The sequence below is a fragment of the Paenibacillus sp. NPDC093718 genome (genome assembly GCF_050279985.1).
Taxonomy (GTDB): Bacteria; Bacillota; Bacilli; order Paenibacillales; family Paenibacillaceae; genus Paenibacillus_AQ.
In genome coordinates, this window is sequence record NZ_JBNNUS010000008.1 from 103,055 (window position 1) to 121,721 (window position 18,667).

Consider the following 18,667-nt stretch of genomic DNA (forward strand, 5'->3'; position numbering starts at 1 on the left):
ATAGAGCCTAACATCTCAATACCGTCAGGGCTGGCCTGGAATGAACAGCCGAAGGAAGTGTGCTGTGGCGCGCGTTCGTCCCGTTATTCAGATCAGAACCAATCCTCTCTCATGATATCCGCCGCAGGCCATCGCTTGCGGTTTTTTAGTTTTTCCAAAGAGAGAGGATGAGGCGATATGACCATGATTCTAAAAGCGAAAGATATAAGTATGGAACTCCAAGGAAGGCCGTTGTTTGAAGGTATCCAGCTGGAGGTGGCAGAAGGAGAGCGGATTGCGCTGTACGGGCGCAACGGCACTGGTAAAACCACGCTCCTCTCGATTCTGGCCGGCGAGCTGGAACCTGCCTCAGGCGTTGTGGAGACGATTCTCCCACGAGAGCGCTGGGGCTGGCTCAGGCAGCAGGATGAGCCGGACGAAACCGAGAGGAGTGCCATCGATACGGTGCGCAGCCGCAGCCACCCTTCGTTATGGCAGCTGAAGCTTCAGCTTTCCGGCGTTGAGCAGCAGATGAATGGCGGCAGCGCTGCAGAGATGGAATCATTGCTTGAGGAATATGGCAATCTGCTGGAGCGTTACGAGTCCCAGAACGGTTTCCAGTGGGAGACCGAGGTGGAGAAAGCGATGACGATGCTGGGCATCGGACCGGAGGTATGGCCTGTGTCTTACCGCGAGCTGAGCGGAGGCCAGAAGACGAAGGTCATGCTGTCAGGACTCCTTGTATCGGCACCGAAATTTTTACTGCTTGACGAGCCCACGAACCATCTGGACAGTGACAGCTTGGTCTGGCTGGAGCAGTGGCTGGTATCATCCTATAAAGGCACCGTGTTGTTTGTATCCCATGACAGGGAATTCATCGACCGGGTAGCAACCTCCGTATGTGAGCTGACCTCGGAGGAACTCCGGCGTTACCGGGGAGGATATACGGATTACCGCCGCGAAAAGGAAAGGGAGCTGCGCGAGCAGGAGACGCTTTACCGGAAGCAGGAGCTGGCCCGCAAAGCGCTGGAGGAATCGATCCGAAGATATGAGGAATGGTTCCATAAAGCGCATAACGCGGCCGGGGACGTTAATGACGTCAAGATCACCGCCAGCTTTTACAAGGCCAAGGCCAAGAAGAACATCTCAAGATATCATGCCAAGGAAAAAGCGCTGGAACGGCTGGAAGCAGAGCGGGTGGATAAACCGCGAAACGGTCCCAAGCTGAACATGGAGCTGGAAGGAGAGGCTTTCGGCGGCCGTACCCTCGTCCAAGTGAAGGATATCTGTTTTGGCTACGGAGATCAACAGCTTTTTAATAAGCTTACCTTCTATCTGAACCGCGGCGATCGGTTGGCCGTAAGAGGCCCTAACGGGAGCGGGAAAACGACACTGCTTAAGCTGCTTCTGGGCGAAATCGAACCTCATGAAGGCCGGATTACCCGAAGTCCTTCCGTCAAGATCGGTTATTTCTCACAGGAGCTTGAGGGGCTGGAACCCGAAACCACGCTGCTGGACAGTCTGCTTGTCATTCCGGGAATGACGGAGAGTCGTGCCCGTACTTTGCTGGGCTCATTCCTCTTCAGGCGGGACGATGTGTTTAAGAAAATGGGACAGCTGAGCATGGGGGAGAAGTGCAGAACGGCTTTTCTCAAGCTGTACTTCAGCGGGGCGCATCTGCTCGTGTTGGATGAACCTTCGAATTACCTGGATGTGGATACCCGCGAGGTGATTGAACAAGTGCTCGTGAGTTTTCCCGGTGCGATTGCGCTTGTATCCCATGACCGGTATCTCGTGCGCAAAATCGCGAACCGACTGCTTACGCTGACGCCCGGGGAAGCTCCGGTTTGGTTCGAGGGAAGTATGGACGAGGAGGAAGAACAGGCCTCGCGGACAGGCGTGATCAAGGGAGATACAGAGAAGGATAATCGGCGGATGGAGCTTGAATACCGGATTCAGGAATTACTGGGCTTGTCAGCCGAAGATCTTGAACCCGGGGACGGGGGAAGCTGGCTTGCCGAGATCAGGGAGCTCCGGGCTGAGCTGGCTAGGCTTCAGTCGGAATAAAATCAGGGATCGCGATTAAAATCTGCAGGATGGGGTTAAAATGGGGAAATGAAACTTGCCATATCCCGAAAGGTTGCATATAATAAACCCTATATATTTGCATATGTAACAAATGCGTGGATGGAGAAAAGTAGCTAGTGCCTCTTTACAGGGAAGGGATACCATGGATTGAGAGTGTCCCTAATAGAAACAGGCTAGTGAAGTTCGCTCCGGAGCAGTTCCCTGAACACGGCATGCTGCCGGTCAGTAGGGGGTAACGGGTCCGATTCGTTACGTCGGTCAAGTGAGCATGATGAGGCATACTCGGGGCTAAGGCTTTTACCGCCTTGGTTAGGGTATGAAACATGTTAACAAGGGTGGTACCACGGTCTCTTCGTCCCTTTTCGGGAGGAGAGGCCTTTTTTGTTTTCAGTCTTTTTTGTTTTCAGTACTATGATGGAGTTTACAAAGGGGTGTGCGAATAGCCATGAAGGAAAAATTAGAAGCATTAAAGCAGGAAGCATTGGCGCAATTGCAGGATGTTACCGATCCGCAGCAGCTGAATGATCTGCGGGTGAAATACCTTGGCAAAAAAGGGGCCTTGACGGAAATCCTGCGCGGAATGGGAGCCCTGAGCGCAGAAGAGCGTCCTGTTATCGGCCAGGTGGCCAATGACGTTCGAGGCGCGATCGAGGAGGTTATTTCCGGCAAGCAGGAAGCATTCCTGCAGCAGGAAACGCAAGAGCGCCTGCGTGCAGAGAAGGTGGACGTAACTCTTCCGGGCCGCAAGCTCAGCCAAGGCGCGGTTCATCCTTTGAGCAAGGTGATCCAGGATATCGAGGATATTTTTATCGGGATGGGTTACCAGGTAGCGGAAGGACCCGAGGTGGAAACGGACTATTTCAACTTCGAAGCGCTGAATCTGCCAAAGAATCACCCGGCACGTGACATGCAGGATTCCTTCTATTTGACGGAAGATCTGCTGATGCGTACTCAGACATCCCCGGTGCAAGCCCGGACCATGCTGTCGATGCAAGGAAAAGCGCCTGTCAAAATCATCTGCCCGGGACGCGTATTCCGCCGGGATGACGATGATGCGACACATTCGTTCCAGTTCCACCAAATCGAGGGCCTGGTCATCGGCGAGAACATTCGCATGAGTGACCTGAAAGGAACGCTGCTGCAATTCGTGCAGGAGATGTTCGGCGATAACACGCAGATCCGTCTGCGTCCAAGCTTCTTCCCGTTCACGGAGCCGAGCGCGGAAGTGGACGTATCCTGTGTAAGATGCGACGGCAGCGGCTGCCGCGTATGCAAGCAAACAGGCTGGCTTGAGATTTTAGGCTGCGGCATGGTTCATCCGAAGGTGCTTGAAATGGGCGGTTATGACCCTGAGAAGTACAGCGGTTTTGCTTTCGGTATGGGGGTTGAGCGGATTGCGATGCTGAAATACGGCGTGGATGACATCCGTCACTTCTTCAACAACGATACAGCATTCTTGAATCAGTTCACGCGGATCTAATTTTAACGATAAAGGGAAGTGAATAGACAATGAGAGTTTCAACCGATTGGTTGTCCGATTATATTTCGCTCGAAGGTGTAACCTCAGAGGATTTGGCGAGCCGCATTACTTCGGCTGGTATTGAAATCGATGTAATCGAGAAACGGAATCAAGGCATTAATAAAGTGGTCGTCGGCTACGTTAAGAGCAAGGAGAAGCATCCTGATGCAGACAAGCTGAATGTATGTATCGTGGATGCGGGTCAGGAGGAAGATCTCCAGATTGTGTGCGGAGCCAAAAATGTGGATGCGGGCCAGAAGGTGCCGGTGGCGCTTGTGGGCGCGAAGCTGCCTGGCGGTATGGATATCAAGAAGGCCAAGCTGCGCGGCGTGCTCTCCCAAGGCATGATCTGCTCGGCGAAGGAACTGGGCATGAATGACAAACTGCTGCCCAAAGAGCTGCAGGAAGGGATTCTGGTACTTCCGACTGATACGGAAATCGGCAAACCGATTGTGGATGTGCTGGGTCTGCACGATGAAATTTTGGAGCTGGATCTGACACCGAACCGCTCCGACTGTCTCAGCATGCTGGGAGCAGCTTACGAAGTGAGCGCCATACTGGGACGTGAGCTCAGTCTTCCGAACCCGGAGAAGGAAATGCTGGAGGTTCAAGATGCAGCAGCGGATCATATCTCGGTTACGATTGGCGCTGACGAGCAGTGCAGCCATTACGCGGCACGCTACATTACCGGTGTAAAGATCGGTCCTTCTCCGCTGTGGATGCAGAACCGCTTGATGGCAGCAGGCGTACGCCCGATCAGTAATATCGTGGATATTACGAACTATGTGATGCTGGAATATGGCCAGCCGCTGCATGCTTTTGATGCCGATCAGCTGAAGGATGGCGCGGTTCACGTGCGTATGGCTGAAGTTGGCGAAACGATGGTGACGCTGGACGGCACGGAGCGTCGCCTGGAGCCGCATATGCTGGTGATTACAGCAGGCGGCAAGCCAGTGGCCTTGGCTGGCGTTATGGGCGGCCTGGAATCCGAAGTAACGGACAGCACGGTGAATATATTCCTGGAATCGGCGAAGTTCGATGGCGGTACCGTCCGCAAAACATCCCGTCAGCTCGGACTGCGTTCGGAGGCAAGCTCCCGCTTCGAGAAAGAAGTGGATCCCGCCGCAGTTATTCCTGCACTGAACCGTGCAGCGGCACTGATGGCGAAATATGCCGGCGGCGCTGTCCATCATGGAATCGTCGAAGCAGGCAGTGCGGACACCGAGCCTACCGTGATTACTTTATCCCTGGAGAAGCTCAATCGTTATCTGGGAACGGAGTTGTCCCTGCTTGAGGTAAAAACGATCTTTGCCCGGTTGCATTTCCCTTGCGGAGATGCGGGCCAAGGATTGGTGGATGTTCAAGTGCCGTCCCGCCGCGGCGATATCGTGCTTGACGTAGACCTCATTGAAGAGGTGGCCCGTCTGTATGGATACGACAATATTCCAACAACGGCGATTGAAGGTCCGACGACACCGGGTTCATTGACCATCGCTCAGGCCATCCGCCGCTCGCTTCGCCGTTTGCTGACGCATAGCGGATTCCAGGAGGTTCTGGGTTATTCCTTCATCCATCCGCAGCAAGCGGAAATGTTCACTTCCCTGTCCTCCGATGGCACGGCGGTTAAGCTGGCTATGCCGATGAGCGAGGACCGCAGCGTCCTTCGCACCAGCATGCTTCCGCAGCTGCTGGATATCGCGGTATACAACCATAACCGCAAGCAGCCGGACCTGGCCCTGTTTGAAATAGGGAACCTGTTCCATACGCATGAGAAGACGTTGACGAAGCAGCCGCTGGAGCGTCCGGTTCTCGGTTTGCTGCTGTCGGGACGCAAAGGCAGCAAGCAATGGAATGTCCAGCCTGTAAAAGTGGATTTCTTCGACTTGAAGGGTGCGCTCGAAACGGTGCTCGACTACCTAGGAATTCGCGCGGAAGATATGACTTACGAGGCGAACGGACCGGTTGGCTTCCATCCGGGACGCTCCGCTTCCGTATATGCGGGTCAAGGCGAGAATAAGCAGCTGCTAGGTGTACTTGGACAAATTCACCCGAAGACCCAGCAGGAGCTGGATTTGGAAGATACCTATGCCGCCGAGATTCTGCTTGAGCCGCTGTATGATCTGACCAACGCCCGCGTTGTTTACCGCGATTTGCCTAGATTCCCGGGCATGGAACGCGATCTTGCCATCGTGGTGAATGAGGAGGTTGAAGCCGGCTCCCTGATTCAAGTGATCAAGGAGAATGCCGGTGAGCTTCTGCAGCAGATTCAGGTATTTGACGTCTTCACGGGCAGCAAGCTTGGAGAGGGCAAGAAGAGTGTTGCTATCTCCATGACGTACCGTCATCAGGAACGGACGTTGACCGATGAAGAGGTTGCCGGCGTCACGGAAAAAGCGGTTGCTGCCCTTCAGCAAACTTTTGACGCAGAATTAAGAAAATAGCAGGAATTGTGAACGCCCGCATCGAATCCATTACATCAGGGATTCGATGCGGGCTTTTTTGCTCTAAATTGAACTGGGATTTGCATCAGGACGCCCGCAGGGTACATAATTATAAGCACAAAACTGTGTTATCATATACCAAACTTCGGTCTGTTTTCTTGAGGTTCGTCTACAGATGTTATCTCATATATAATGAATGTAGAGAATAGACCATTTCAGACATCGTAGAATCTACACATAATAGAAGGAGGGCACAATTTTGACTACATCGGACCGTAAAAGCGTTACCGTAGACATCTACGGAACTTCCTATAAACTCGTTGGCAGTAGCAGTGATTATACCAGACAGGTAGCGAATTATGTAGATGACCGCATGCGTACCATATCCAAGGCGCACTCTCGATTGGATACCCCGCGCATTGCCGTCCTAGCTGCAGTACATATGGCTGAAGAAGCTTTGCAGAAGCTGGAGTTTCAAAATGAGGCCAAGCAGATGACGGCCGAGCGGAATGAACTGCGCACGGAGCTTGCCAAGGTGCAGGGACTTCAAATCGAGCAGCAGGAGAGACATCGTCAGCAGCTGGAGCAGCTGGAGCGCAAGCTGGCTGAGCAGACAACGCTGGCTGAGGAATACAGGAAGTCCAAGGAGAATCTAACCGCGGAGTCAGAGCGGACGAAGGAATTGCTCCAGAAGGAATCGGAACGCGTGGCGGAACTGCTGAAGGAGAAGCAGCAGCTTGAGGCGCGCCTTAAGGAGCAGCGTGAGAAGCTGGAGAGCGGCCATAAGCAGTCTATTGAAGATATGAAGCGCCGCTATGAAGGGCAAATTTCACAGCTGACGCTCACTCATAAGCAGGCCATCGAGAAGCTGGAACAGAGTCAACGGACCTCTGCGAAGCAGGCTGAAGAGAAGCTGGCTGAGCAATTGAAGAAACAGGAGAGCGCCTATAAACAAGAGGCACTCCTAAAGGAGCAGCAGCACTCGAAGACCGTGCAGGATATGGAGCAGAAATACACGAAGACGGTGCAGGATCTGGAACAGAAGAATACGAAAACCGTGCAGGATATGGAACAAAAGCATACGAGGACCGTCCAGGATCTGGAGAAGCAGCTAGCCGAGCAGCGAACGCGCGGCGGGCAGCTCCAATCACGTTTGTCGTCCGCGGAGAAGGAACTGGGTACTGTAAAAGCGGAATCGGACAAGCTGAAGGAAGCGCTCCAATCGTCCAGACAGCAAGCGGAAGCCTCTTCGCAGGAATTGCGTTCCTTCCGTACGAAGGTGGAAGGACTGACGAGGGAGCTCGAAGGACTGAAGCAGGAATCCGCCAAGTCGGAGGAAGAGCGCCGTCGTCTGCAGAAACTTGTGGTGGATGCGAATCAGACCTCCCGCAAACAGCAGGAAGAGCTTCAGCGTCTAAGCAGCGAGCTTCAATCCTGGCGTACGCTGGCTGATCAGCGCAAAGAGGAAACCGGCGAGCTGGAGATGCGAATTGTCGAGCTTATGGAAGCGAACGAGAGCCTGGAAGAAGGAATGAAGGGACTTCAGGATGAGATCCAGGTCATGAAGGACGAAGCTGACCGGAGCATGTCCGAGCGCCGAAGTGCCCAAGAGGAATTGAAGGAACTGCAGCTTCGCCATGAAGAATTGGAGAAGCTCACGAAGGAAGCTGGTACCCGAGAGGAAGAGACCAGCAAACTGTACGCCATGCTGGAAGAAGAATACGATACGGTGTCGAATCAGCTGGATGAGCTTCGCAAGAAGGCAGCTGCCAGTGAAGAGCGCGCACATGAACTCGCCGAGCAGCTGAGAGATTCAGAGGAACGGGCCGTTCAGTGGCAGGAACAATATCAGCAATGGATGGCGGAACGGGAGCAGCTTGCCGAGGACAGCAAGAAGCTGGCCGCCGAGCGCGATGAGTGGAAACGAACCAAGCTTGCTCTCGAAGAAGAGCTCCAGTCCTGGCAGCAGGAAATTGCATCCGCACGCCAAGCTTGTGAGCGTCTGGAAGACGAGAAAAATGAAGCGGCACAGCAGTATTCCGATTTAGGTGAACAGTATGAGCTGGTTATGCACCAGTATCGTCTGCTTCAGGCAGAACAGGAATTGAAGGCGGAGAAATCTGCGCAGCTTGAAGAAGAACACCGTAAGCTGAAGGAAGAATATGCGAAGCTCCAAGTTGAATATAATGAGTGGATCGAGTTGATTGAGCAGGATCAGCGTTAGGCCATGGTGAAGATGTGAACCTGAAAAAACCTCCGGACTAGACAGAGGATACTCTGGCGATCCGGAGGTTTATTTTGGTGAGCAAATCTACTATTCTTCGACGATAAGTTTGGAGATCATTTTGCTGTGACCCGCTCCACACATAATGGAACACGAAACTTCGAATTCTCCCGCCTCATCAGGCGTAACGACAGTGGAGTTGTTTTTACGGTCCAGCTGCAGGCCAAGAGCAGGAATCATAACGCCGTGGTTGCCGTCTTCGTTCTCGTAAGTGATCTTGACGGGCACACCTTTCTTGAGCCGATATTCCTCTTGGTCAAATTGAAAATTGGTGCCCTTAATGACGAGTTCAGCTTCCGGTGCTACGCCAGTATCCGAGATCCCGGAACCTCCTTGGGACTCTTTCTGGTCTCCGCCGCAGGCAGCCAATACAAAAAGGAGCATACATGAAACAAGTAAAGCTATGCCTTTTTTCACTATAACCTCTCCTGACTATGAAATAATTGTGAAATATAATTTCCAATCTTTATGATAGCGCAGAAAAAGAGTGGATGCACATATGTGTTATGAAAAATTGGTGAACGTGAACGGTTTCAAACGATGATACGGATTTACTTTATAATATAGGGGAAGATGGAAATAGAAGAATGGAGTTTTGCCCAAAATGAAAACCCCCTGCGCAAATTGCAACAGAGGGTTAATGTGGAGTAATGCAGCAGCCGATCGGTTCGTTCAGGAAGAGGGTTCCAGAGGAATCCTCTAACAGAAGCGGCGTTCTTCTATTTGCGGGTTTTGCCTGCTTCAAAAGGGGTGGAAATCGGAATGAACAGATCGATGATCCCGATGACCAGTGCAGCAAGCAAGGCGCCCAATACGGAGACGCTAACGCCTCCAACGATGAATTGGGCAAGGTAAATCACGAGTGCGCTCACAAGGAAGCCCACGATGCCACGTCCAAAGGGCGTGACTTTTTTGCCGAAGATGCCCTCAATAGCCCAACCAATCAGGGCGATAACGAGTGCAAGCAACAGGGCGCTTCCGAATCCGCCGACGGTAAATTGAGGGACAATCCATCCGACAACCATAAGAACGAGCGCGGCAACGATAAATCGAACAACGTGCCCGAGAAATTGCATGGTACCTGCCTCCTTAGAATAAGACTGGAATGTTACGCAGAATTTATTTTGTTCAATAGGACCGTCGGTTATGTGTGGAAGGATTTTGGATTCCTTGGCGATTTCCCATCACTTTCGATATAATATATGCATTGATTGAGAGGAGTTGTGAACTTCTTGAATGACAAGATTTTGCAAACTTTAGAATACCGGAAAATTTTAAATACATTAACACAATACACGCAAACCTCCATGGGAAGTACAAGAGCTGAAAAGTTAATGCCTGAAACCGACCTGGAGGCTGTAAAGGATCTGCTTGCGGCTACCGATCAGGCCTACACCGTTGACAGACTCAAGGGCAATCCGTCGTTCCGCGGGATTACCGATATCAACGATGCTTTGAAGCGGGCCAGAATCGGAGGGACGCTCAGCCCCCATGAATTGCTGGCTACGTCGAATACGATCCATGGATCACGCCGAATCAAGCGGTTTATTGCGGCGATTCATGAGGACGAGAAGATTGAGATTCTCTATAATCTGAGTGATCTTATTTCGGAGCAAAAGTCCCTGGAAGATGCCATTCGGCTGTGTATTGATGATGCTGCTGAGGTCCTTGACTCCGCAAGCGCTGAGCTTTCCCAGATCCGGAGGGAGCTGCGGGGCGGAGAAGTTCGCATTCGCGAGAAACTGGAGTCCATGATTCGATCGCAATCCGTGGCGAAGATGCTGCAGGACCAGTTAATTACGATACGCGGCGACCGTTTTGTCATCCCCGTTAAAGCGGAATATCGCTCGCATTTTGGCGGTATTGTGCACGACCAGTCCGGGTCAGGCGCGACGCTGTTTATTGAGCCGGAATCCATCGTAGCCATGAACAACAAGCTGCGCGAGACGCGAATGCGGGAAGAGCGGGAGATCGAAGTGATTTTGCAGAAGCTGACCGCCCAGGTCGGCGAGCAGGCTGAGCTGCTGTCCATTGACTTGGATCTGATCGGCCAGCTCGACTTTATTTTTGCCAAGGCTCGTTTGGCCCATGTAATGAAGGCTTCACTGCCAAGAATGAATGACAGAGGCTATATTAAGCTGCGTAAAGGCCGACATCCGCTGATTCCGGCGGATCAGGTTGTGCCGCTTGATGTGGAACTGGGCAATTCCTATACATCCATCATCGTCACGGGTCCGAATACCGGCGGTAAGACGGTTACGCTCAAAACGATCGGGTTGTTGAATCTGATGGCGATGTCCGGACTCTTTATTCCAGCTGAAGAAGGCAGCCAGATGTGCGTGTTTGATGCGATCTATGCGGACATTGGTGATGAGCAAAGCATTGAACAGAGCCTCAGTACCTTCTCCAGCCATATGACGAACATCATCCGAATATTAAGCCAGATGACGCCGAAGAGTCTGGTGCTGCTTGATGAGGTTGGAGCGGGGACCGACCCTGCGGAGGGTTCAGCTCTGGCGATTTCCATCCTGGAGCATATCCACCGCATGGGCTGCCGCATGATTGCGACGACGCACTATTCTGAATTGAAGGCTTATGCATATGAACGCAAAGGCGTGATTAACGCCAGCATGGAGTTCGATATCAATACCCTAAGCCCGACCTACCGGCTGCTGGTAGGCGTACCTGGACGCAGTAATGCGTTTGCCATTGCAGAACGTTTGGGATTGCCGGGATCCATTCTGGAATTTGCCCGTGGCGAAGTCAAGGAAGAGGATCAACGGGTGGAGCATATGATTGCATCCCTCGAAGAGAACCGTCACACCGCGGAAGTAGAACGTGAGAAGGCGGAGCAGGTTCGGAAGGAAATGGAGGACCTGCGTCTTCGTCACCAGCACGAGCTTCAGAAGCTGGAAGAGCAGAAGGACAAGCTGGTGGATAAAGCTCGTGCAGAGGCGAGACAGATCGTGGACAAGGCTCGGAGTGAGGCCGAGGAAATCATCGCGGATCTGCGCAAGATTGCCCAAGAAGAAGGGGCTTCCGTTAAGGAGCATAAGCTGATTGCTGCCAGAAAGCGTTTGGATGATGCCGAACCGCAGCAAGGCAAGAAGACGGCTGGCCAGCGTTCAGCGAAGCAGCAGCGCAGCATTGAGCCTGGAGACGAGGTTCGGGTATTCAGCCTGAATCAGAAAGGGCATGTCGTGGAAATGGCCGGCTCGAAGGAAGCGGTTGTTCAGCTCGGCATCATGAAGATGAAGGTGTCGCTGGATGATTTGGAGCTGCTGTCGAATCCGGCAGCAAACGCTAAACAGGCGCCGAAACAGCATGCGACCGTCTTGAAACGGACTCGCGATACCAACATCCGGAATGAGCTGGATTTAAGAGGCGCGAATCTGGAAGAGGCGCTGATTGAGGTGGATCGGTTCATTGATGAGGCATTTCTGGGGAACTTGGGTCAGATTTACATCATTCATGGCAAAGGCACCGGGATCTTGCGAACCGGAATTCAGGATTATTTGCGCAAGCACAAGCATGTTAAGAGTCATCGTTTAGGTAATTACGGCGAAGGCGGCAATGGCGTTACCATTGCCGAGTTGAAGTAAGGAAAGTAAGAAATCAGGAACCGTTTTCTCCTTCAATCGTATAACATATCATCATAGGGTTCAGAACGACGGGATGCGAAAGGTGCCGCATCCCGTTTATATCAGGGAGGAAATAAGGTAATGACGGAAGCGATTGATCATTTGCTGACCCATCCACTCGGGGTGCTCGTCGGCTATTTCTCGGTTGCGATACTTGCACTTATTGTTTACTTGTATTGCTTTGAATTGGTTACCAAGTACAATTGCTGGGATGAAATACGCAAAGGAAATGTTGCGGCGGCCATGGCGACCGGCGGGAAAATCTTTGGCATTTGTAACGTGATGCGGTACAGCATAACGGCCAATACGTCCATTTATGGCATGATTAAATGGTCGTTCTTCGGGTTTATACTGCTTTTATTGGCTTATTGGTTGCTTGAGTTCTTGACGCCCGTTTTTTCGGTCGATGAAGAGATTGGCAAGGATAATCGAGCAGTGGGCTTGATCGTACTTCTTATCACCGTATCTTTATCTTACATTATTGGAGCGAGCATCATTTAGGGGCTTCGGGAGGAAAAGGACGATGAAATATTTACCGCGGATATTGTTTGCGGCCGCCTTGATTTTTTTTGTGGCGGGTATTGTATACTTGATGTCTCAATAAAAATAAAGTTAACAGGGCCACCCATGGCCGTTTGAATAAGAAAGGGATGAATGATCGATGGAACCGACGGTTTGCCCATGGTGCCAAAGTGAGATTGTGTGGGATGAAGAGATAGGTCCCGAAGATACTTGTCCTCATTGTGCGAACGAACTGAAAGGCTACCGTACATTGAATATCGCATTGGAAGACGAGGAAACACAGGACGATCCGGAGGAATATGAAGAGGATTATGAGGCTTCCGATGAGGAGGCAGGTGATCTTCAACGTATTTGGGGATCCGACCATGAATCGCTGTCCTCGCTTCGAACCGTGGACAAGTACGGGGAGGATCACGACCTATTTGCATTTGAGGAGACCGTAGAGGGGATTCTGGACCAGCAAGAGGAAGTTCCCGAGTGCTTGCATTGCAGGGAGTATATGCTTCATGCCGGAACGCAGCACGTGAGCGGGGAAGGCTTTCAGCCGGTTAACGCAGCCTTGATTCAAGGCCCTATCCTTCAGCCGCCATATGATTTAAACGTATATGTGTGCCCTGGATGCTTCCATGTACAGTATAATCTGGCAGAGAATGACCGGCTTCGGATGATCAAGAGCTTTATCCAAAAAAAGGAATAGAGTTTACGGAAAGGCGCTGTGTGCCGATCCGCGCGAATTTAAGGAAACTGCTATCGGCGGTTTCCTTTTTTTTGTTCATGAAGTGGGGATTAGAGGGGTAAAATACCGTGGACTTCAAGTGTGAGGGCGAGGGAGGAACTGTATATGAAGTTGACAAAGGACCCCCAGGCTATACTTCTGTTATCAGTTCATGGGTTGTTTATCTTATCGAGTGCATTGTCGGGCACGTTCCTTAATGTATACCTATGGAAAAGCCGTCAGGATTATACGATGCTCGGTTGGTTCACGATTGCTCAGCAGGTCGCATTGGGCTTGACGTTCTGGGCCGCCGGCAAATGGGTGAAGGAGCATAACAAAATGAATGCGCTTCGCCTGGGAATTGCGGTGTCAGGCCTGTTTTATTTATGCGTTCTGTGGGCAGGGCGGGACGCCGTCCATTATATTTGGCCTCTCGGCTTGCTGTTCGGCGTGTCATTAGGATTGTTCTGGTTAGCCTTTAATGTGGTCTATTTTGAGATTTCGAGCGCGGAGAATCGGGACTGGTTTAATGGCTGGATCGGACTCCTGGGCTCCATCACGGGGATTATCGGTCCGTGGCTGGCGGGCTGGATCATCACGATGATGCATGGGGATCAAGGCTACCGGTTTATTTTTACCGTATCGATGGTCATCTTCGCCGCGACGGTGGTGCTGAGCTTTTTTCTGCGAAAACGGCCGGTCCAGAGCGACTACCATTGGCTGGAGGGGTTAAGCCGGCTCAAAGAGGGCGGCGTTTGGAAATACGCGGTATTCGGCTTGGCCGTTCAGGGTATCAGAGAAGGTGTGTTTTCCTTTCTCATTACGCTCCTTGTATTTGTGGCGACGGACCAGGAATCGAAGCTGGGGCAATATGCATTGATTACTTCGGCGGTTTCGCTGGTCAGCTACTGGGCCTGCGGGAAGTGGTTCAAGCCCAAATTTCGAAAAACCGGCATGCTGGTAGGTTCGATATTGATGCTGCTGGTCATTTTGCCGCTGCTGTTTGCCGTCAACTATACGACGCTGCTGGTGCTGGGAATCGGGACGTCGCTGTTCATTCCGCTGTATATGATGCCGGCTATATCGGCCAGCTTTGATCTTATGGGAGTGAATCAGGAAAACGTGGAGAAGCGGGTGGAACTGGTCGTGCTGCGGGAGCTCAGTCTAACCATAGGCCGAATTACGGGTCTGCTTGTGTTTATTCTTGTCCTGTCATTTAGACAGGACACGTTAACGGTGACGTTGCTGCTGTTGTTCCTGGGGGCGTCCCCTATCGGATCGTGGCTGTTTATACGAAAGCTGTTTCCTTCCAAAGGTCAAGTCACCTAAAGCCTAATCATATCCCGCGGATCAAAAGCGTTCCTCTAGTGACGAACGGTTTGCTGATAAACAAACGACTGCGTTAGATCGCAATCCGTACACACGCAAAGAAGGTATCTCCAAGGCTGCATGGCCTGCTTGGAGATACCTTCTATTATTTTATGACATCTTAAGGTCCATTGGGCGTGTCAGGGAGAACCATTTCAGTTCTTCGGGCTCACGTCCTGCAATCGTCTCGGCCAGCAGATCCGCAGCGATCATGCTGTATACGGTCCCGTTTCCGCCATACACCTCGATAAAGTAGCTGTGCGGATATTTCGGGTGTCTGCCGATCAGCGGGATGCCGTCTTTGGTTGTGGCAAATACGCCGGCCCAACTGCAAGCGATCTTCAAATCCGTCATATGGGGGAACAGCTGATGAATTTCATTTAGCAATCTCCGGCTTCTTGGTTCAGCGTACTCTTCTGGTTTGCCGGAAGGAGGCAGGGGCTCATCCAGCCCTCCGGCTATGATTCGCTGATCCGGCGTTGTCCGGAAATAGAGATAAGGGCGGTTTGTTTCCCATATGAATGCGCGCTCATACCATGAAGACAGATCGGATACCGGCTCCGTCAGGATGGCATAGGTGTTGAGCAGCTCCGCTTGATAATCAGGCTTCCATTCTTGGGTGCTATACCCGGTGGCCCAGATGACGTTCCTGGCCAGAACGCTTCCTTGATCGGTTAAGACGGTGACGTCGCTGTCGGTATACCGTGTTTCCTTCACTTCGCTATGTTCGTAAACTCGCAGCCCACGATCGCTGGCATCTTGGAGAAGATTATGCCCGAAACGATACGGATCGACTTCGGCATCGCCGCGGGCATAGATGGCCGCTTCTTTTGAGAACGGGAAGTTAGCCTTCACATGCTCGCGGCCCCAGTATTCCACATCGAAGCCCTTCCGTTTGAGCAGGTCATACTCATGCCGAATCATGCCCACATCTTGGGGGGTACTGGCATAGTAGAGGCTGCTTCGCGTGATCAGGCCGGAATCCCTGGACAGATGATTTGCGATTTCGGTGATCCGACGTACCGCATGTCTGCACATCATGTAGAAGGAGGAGCCCCGTTGTTCGTTAAATTGTTGGATCAGATCAGATAGAGGGCAATCGTTAGAGAATTGCAACAGCCCCGAATTGGCGGATGTGCTGCCTTCGCATACGCGTTTTTTCTCCAGTAGGACGGTATCCACGCCTTGCATGGTCAGCACATAGGCCATCAGCGCCCCGCTTATGCCGCCGCCGACTATGAGCACATCACAGCTGAGCTGTTCTGATAGACCGGGGTATTTTTTTACAGGTTCAGTGTTTAAATATTTCCAGGGCGTTATTCCGCCGGTCAGTAACATGTCCCTCACCCCCTCATTGTCACATCGTTATTAGTTTGGACGTTCCATTCGTTTTTAATGACATCTCACGACATAGATTTTTATATAGGTGGCATACTAGCTCCTGTGCAACCTAAATGGAAAGGGGAACAAACGCAAAGATGATACCTAATCAGCAATTACAGCCTCTAACCTCAAAAGAACTGGACTATATTGCAGATTGCATCTCCAACGAAACCATGCTGGCCAAGCATTGTGCCGCGACAGCCGCAGCCAGTCAGAATCCAGCAATCCAGCAGGCGCTGCTGGGATTCGTAAAACGCCATGAGCAGCATCTGGACACCTTGGTGAACGCTCTGCAGATTCACAGCAATATCGCGCCGACGCAGCCTCAATAAGAGGAGATTTATAGACCAGGAAGCAAAATTGTTAAGGAGGAACGACTTATGGTAACCCCTAATGGATCTTCATACCTGCCCGAAGAGGATATGCTTAGCCCTATTCTGGGAGAGCTGAAACGTGCCGTTCGAGAGTATACGACAGCCACAACGGAAGCCTCTTGCCCTGAGGTGCGTCAAATGTTTACGGATCTGACTGCGGATACACTGAGACTGCAAGGCGAGTTTTTTAATATGCTAAAGCAGCAGAACATGTATACTACGCCTCGGCATGCATTGAAATACGATGTGGACAAGCAGTTTAAGCAAGCGCAGCAGTCGCTGCAAAAAACGCGGGAAACCATTAATCAAAAAACTTCCAGCATGGGCGCGTTCGCGCATCATCCGAATGTCGCACCGCATGCCACCAATGTCGCGCCTACTTCTAATAATGTAACCCAATGATCCCATGGTTAACTCAATCGATACGCCGATGACACCCGCAGCCGTTGCTTCGGAGATGCATCGGTATTTTTTTTTGCACATCCCGTGTAAGTTATTGTAATATAAGTATTAATCTCTGTTCCGAAATATCATGTATGAAGAGCGGTTATTCGGAATAAGTGCTGGAGGATACGTATATGGAAGAGCTTAGCGAATTGAAACTGAAGGTGCTTGACCTGCTGAAAGAAGACGCGAGAAGATCGCCGGCTCTACTCTCTACTCTACTCGGCGTAGATGAGGAAGAAGTAAAGACCTCCATTGCGGAGCTTGAACGAGATCACGTCATTGTCAAGTATGCGACCGTTGTCAACTGGGGCAAGGTGGAAGATGAGAAGGTTACGGCGCTGATCGAGGTTCAAATTACACCTGAGCGCGGAAGAGGCTTTGAAGGAATTGCGGAACGGATTTATTTATTCCCGCAGGTGAAGTCGGTCTATCTTATGTCTGGCGCCTACGACTTGCTGGTTGAAGTGGAAGGCGGAAACTTGCGTGAGGTGGCCAACTTTGTTTCGGAGAAGCTGTCACCTATCGATTCTGTATTATCGACCAAAACGAATTTTATTCTAAAAAAATATAAACAAGACGGGATTATTTTTGAAGAACGTCAAGAAGACAATCGTCTCCTGATCTCGCCGTAAAGGAAGCGTGTGCTATGATTGTGAACGAACAGCAGCTTGCAGAAAATAACAGGAAATCGATGAGCTCCTATTTGGCGCCTAGGGTCAGGGACATTCAACCCTCCGGAATTCGGAAGTTTTTTGATCTTGTCAGTGGAAATAAGGATATTATCACACTTGGTGTGGGTGAGCCTGATTTTGTAACGCCGTGGCATGTACGAGAAGCCTGCGTGTATTCATTGGAGCGCGGGTTTACAGGATATACGTCCAATGCCGGTATGCCGGAACTGCGGGAGGCGATCGCGGAATATTTGAACGACAGTTTCCACGTGACCTATAATCCTGCCAATGAAATGATCGTAACCGTAGGCGGCAGTGAAGCGATTGATCTGGCACTGCGTGCCTTGATTGTTCCCGGAGATGAAATTCTGATTCCCGAGCCGTGTTACATTTCATACTCGCCGATTGCTTCAATCGGTGGTGGGGTGCCCGTTGGTATTGAAACGACGGCAGAGCATCATTTCAAACTGACGGCCGAGGCGCTCGAAGCGCAGATCACCCCCAAATCGAAGATTCTGATCCTGTGCTACCCAAGCAATCCGACAGGAGCGATCATGACCTACGAGGATTGGCTGCCCATTGCAGAAGTGGTAGAAAAACACGATCTGATTGTGATCTCCGATGAAATCTATGCCGAGCTCACGTATGAAGGCAAGCACGTCAGCTTTGCCTCGATGCCAGGCATGATGGACCGCACCATCCTGGTGAGCGGCTTCTCGAAGGCGTTTGCTATGACCGGTTGGCGTATGGGGTATGTGTGTGCCCATTCGGATCTGATCGGCGCCATGCTGAAAATCCACCAGTATACGGTCATGTGTGCACCCGCAATGGGGCAAGTCGCCGCACTCGAAGCATTGCGCAACGGCATGGGGGAAAAGGATCGAATGGTTGAATCCTACAACCAGCGGCGCAGACTCGTGGTTCAAGGGCTGCGGGAGATTGGTTTGGATTGCCACGAACCGCAGGGAGCGTTCTACGCATTCCCGAGCATCAAGTCAACGGGACTCGGCTCGGACGAATTTGCCCAGCGCTTGCTGACCGAGGCGAAGGTGGCTGCCGTACCGGGCACCGCATTCGGTCTTGGCGGGGAAGGATTCATCCGCTGCTCTTATGCTACATCCATTGCCCAACTGAATGAGGCTTTGGAGAGAATGGGCAATTTTGTGGAAAAAATAAAGTAGGCAAGGAAATCGTTGGACTTTTTCCTTGAATTAACAAAAAAATCACTTTCCATT

At 51.5% G+C, this 18,667-nt stretch carries 15 protein-coding genes; 12 read left to right on the forward strand and 3 right to left on the reverse strand.

Going from position 1 to position 18,667, the window contains the following annotated elements; genetic code table 11:
• The first annotated feature begins 177 nt into the window (after positions 1–177).
• The 4 genes from abc-f to zapA all read left to right on the forward strand — a co-directional run bounded on the left by abc-f (position 178) and on the right by zapA (position 8,251).
• Positions 178–2,046 carry a ribosomal protection-like ABC-F family protein gene (abc-f, locus tag ACQKPA_RS23260; RefSeq protein WP_427494884.1) on the forward strand — a complete coding sequence of 623 codons (1,869 nt, stop codon included), beginning with the start codon at positions 178–180 and terminating at the stop codon, positions 2,044–2,046.
• A 466-nt stretch (positions 2,047–2,512) separates the two neighbouring features.
• Positions 2,513–3,547: a phenylalanine--tRNA ligase subunit alpha gene (gene pheS, locus ACQKPA_RS23265; protein WP_427494885.1), complete on the forward strand. Its 1,035-nt coding sequence runs from the start codon at positions 2,513–2,515 to the stop codon at positions 3,545–3,547.
• A 29-nt stretch (positions 3,548–3,576) separates the two neighbouring features.
• On the forward strand, positions 3,577–6,027 hold the full coding sequence (gene pheT, locus ACQKPA_RS23270; RefSeq protein ID WP_427494886.1) for a phenylalanine--tRNA ligase subunit beta: 2,451 nt from the start codon (positions 3,577–3,579) through the stop codon (positions 6,025–6,027).
• 259 nt (positions 6,028–6,286) lie between these two features.
• Complete coding sequence (gene zapA, locus ACQKPA_RS23275) at positions 6,287–8,251, forward strand: cell division protein ZapA (protein WP_427494887.1); 1,965 nt, start codon at positions 6,287–6,289, stop codon at positions 8,249–8,251.
• Positions 8,252–8,341: 90 nt separating this feature from the next.
• On the opposite strand, the gene ACQKPA_RS23280 is transcribed toward zapA, so the two are convergent.
• Positions 8,342–8,728: a cytochrome C oxidase subunit II gene (locus tag ACQKPA_RS23280; RefSeq protein ID WP_216530609.1), complete on the reverse strand. Its 387-nt coding sequence runs from the start codon at positions 8,726–8,728 to the stop codon at positions 8,342–8,344.
• A 302-nt stretch (positions 8,729–9,030) separates the two neighbouring features.
• Positions 9,031–9,387 carry a phage holin family protein gene (locus ACQKPA_RS23285; RefSeq protein WP_071222686.1) on the reverse strand — a complete coding sequence of 119 codons (357 nt, stop codon included), beginning with the start codon at positions 9,385–9,387 and terminating at the stop codon, positions 9,031–9,033.
• A 156-nt stretch (positions 9,388–9,543) separates the two neighbouring features.
• Here ACQKPA_RS23285 and ACQKPA_RS23290 point away from each other — a divergent pair, with 156 nt between their 5' ends.
• The 4 genes from ACQKPA_RS23290 to ACQKPA_RS23305 all read left to right on the forward strand — a co-directional run bounded on the left by ACQKPA_RS23290 (position 9,544) and on the right by ACQKPA_RS23305 (position 14,518).
• A complete protein-coding gene (locus ACQKPA_RS23290; protein ID WP_427494889.1) occupies positions 9,544–11,913 on the forward strand; it encodes an endonuclease MutS2 in 2,370 nt (789 codons plus the stop codon).
• Positions 11,914–12,033: 120 nt separating this feature from the next.
• A complete protein-coding gene (locus tag ACQKPA_RS23295; protein ID WP_427494890.1) occupies positions 12,034–12,453 on the forward strand; it encodes a DUF350 domain-containing protein in 420 nt (139 codons plus the stop codon).
• Positions 12,454–12,613: 160 nt separating this feature from the next.
• Entirely contained in the window at positions 12,614–13,171 is a 558-nt protein-coding gene (locus tag ACQKPA_RS23300) for a hypothetical protein (protein WP_427494891.1), read from the forward strand.
• A gap of 120 nt (positions 13,172–13,291) precedes the next feature.
• On the forward strand, positions 13,292–14,518 hold the full coding sequence (locus tag ACQKPA_RS23305) for an MFS transporter (RefSeq protein WP_427494892.1): 1,227 nt from the start codon (positions 13,292–13,294) through the stop codon (positions 14,516–14,518).
• A 150-nt stretch (positions 14,519–14,668) separates the two neighbouring features.
• Here ACQKPA_RS23305 and ACQKPA_RS23310 read toward each other — a convergent pair whose 3' ends face one another.
• Entirely contained in the window at positions 14,669–15,895 is a 1,227-nt protein-coding gene (locus ACQKPA_RS23310; RefSeq protein WP_427494893.1) for an NAD(P)/FAD-dependent oxidoreductase, read from the reverse strand.
• Between the two features lie 140 nt (positions 15,896–16,035).
• On the opposite strand from ACQKPA_RS23310, the gene ACQKPA_RS23315 reads away from it, so the two are divergent.
• From ACQKPA_RS23315 to ACQKPA_RS23330, 4 genes are all read left to right on the forward strand, one after another.
• Positions 16,036–16,272: a hypothetical protein gene (locus ACQKPA_RS23315; protein ID WP_427494894.1), complete on the forward strand. Its 237-nt coding sequence runs from the start codon at positions 16,036–16,038 to the stop codon at positions 16,270–16,272.
• Positions 16,273–16,320: 48 nt separating this feature from the next.
• A complete protein-coding gene (locus ACQKPA_RS23320) occupies positions 16,321–16,716 on the forward strand; it encodes a spore coat protein (RefSeq protein ID WP_427494895.1) in 396 nt (131 codons plus the stop codon).
• Positions 16,717–16,892: 176 nt separating this feature from the next.
• On the forward strand, positions 16,893–17,393 hold the full coding sequence (locus ACQKPA_RS23325) for an Lrp/AsnC family transcriptional regulator (RefSeq protein ID WP_071222693.1): 501 nt from the start codon (positions 16,893–16,895) through the stop codon (positions 17,391–17,393).
• A gap of 14 nt (positions 17,394–17,407) precedes the next feature.
• Complete coding sequence (locus ACQKPA_RS23330) at positions 17,408–18,613, forward strand: aminotransferase class I/II-fold pyridoxal phosphate-dependent enzyme (RefSeq protein WP_427494896.1); 1,206 nt, start codon at positions 17,408–17,410, stop codon at positions 18,611–18,613.
• Positions 18,614–18,667: the final 54 nt, after the last annotated feature.

What these genes read in the sequence shown, in the direction of transcription:
- ACQKPA_RS23310 (WP_427494893.1), bottom strand. Translation starts at nt 15,895, where the DNA reads ATGTTACTGACCGGCGGAATAACGCCCTGGAAATATTTAAACACTGAA.
- pheT (WP_427494886.1), top strand. Translation starts at nt 3,577, where the DNA reads ATGAGAGTTTCAACCGATTGGTTGTCCGATTATATTTCGCTCGAAGGT.
- pheS (WP_427494885.1), top strand. Translation starts at nt 2,513, where the DNA reads ATGAAGGAAAAATTAGAAGCATTAAAGCAGGAAGCATTGGCGCAATTG.
- ACQKPA_RS23300 (WP_427494891.1), top strand. Translation starts at nt 12,614, where the DNA reads ATGGAACCGACGGTTTGCCCATGGTGCCAAAGTGAGATTGTGTGGGAT.
- abc-f (WP_427494884.1), top strand. Translation starts at nt 178, where the DNA reads ATGACCATGATTCTAAAAGCGAAAGATATAAGTATGGAACTCCAAGGA.
- ACQKPA_RS23330 (WP_427494896.1), top strand. Translation starts at nt 17,408, where the DNA reads ATGATTGTGAACGAACAGCAGCTTGCAGAAAATAACAGGAAATCGATG.
- ACQKPA_RS23295 (WP_427494890.1), top strand. Translation starts at nt 12,034, where the DNA reads ATGACGGAAGCGATTGATCATTTGCTGACCCATCCACTCGGGGTGCTC.
- ACQKPA_RS23325 (WP_071222693.1), top strand. Translation starts at nt 16,893, where the DNA reads ATGGAAGAGCTTAGCGAATTGAAACTGAAGGTGCTTGACCTGCTGAAA.
- ACQKPA_RS23315 (WP_427494894.1), top strand. Translation starts at nt 16,036, where the DNA reads ATGATACCTAATCAGCAATTACAGCCTCTAACCTCAAAAGAACTGGAC.
- ACQKPA_RS23320 (WP_427494895.1), top strand. Translation starts at nt 16,321, where the DNA reads ATGGTAACCCCTAATGGATCTTCATACCTGCCCGAAGAGGATATGCTT.
- ACQKPA_RS23285 (WP_071222686.1), bottom strand. Translation starts at nt 9,387, where the DNA reads ATGCAATTTCTCGGGCACGTTGTTCGATTTATCGTTGCCGCGCTCGTT.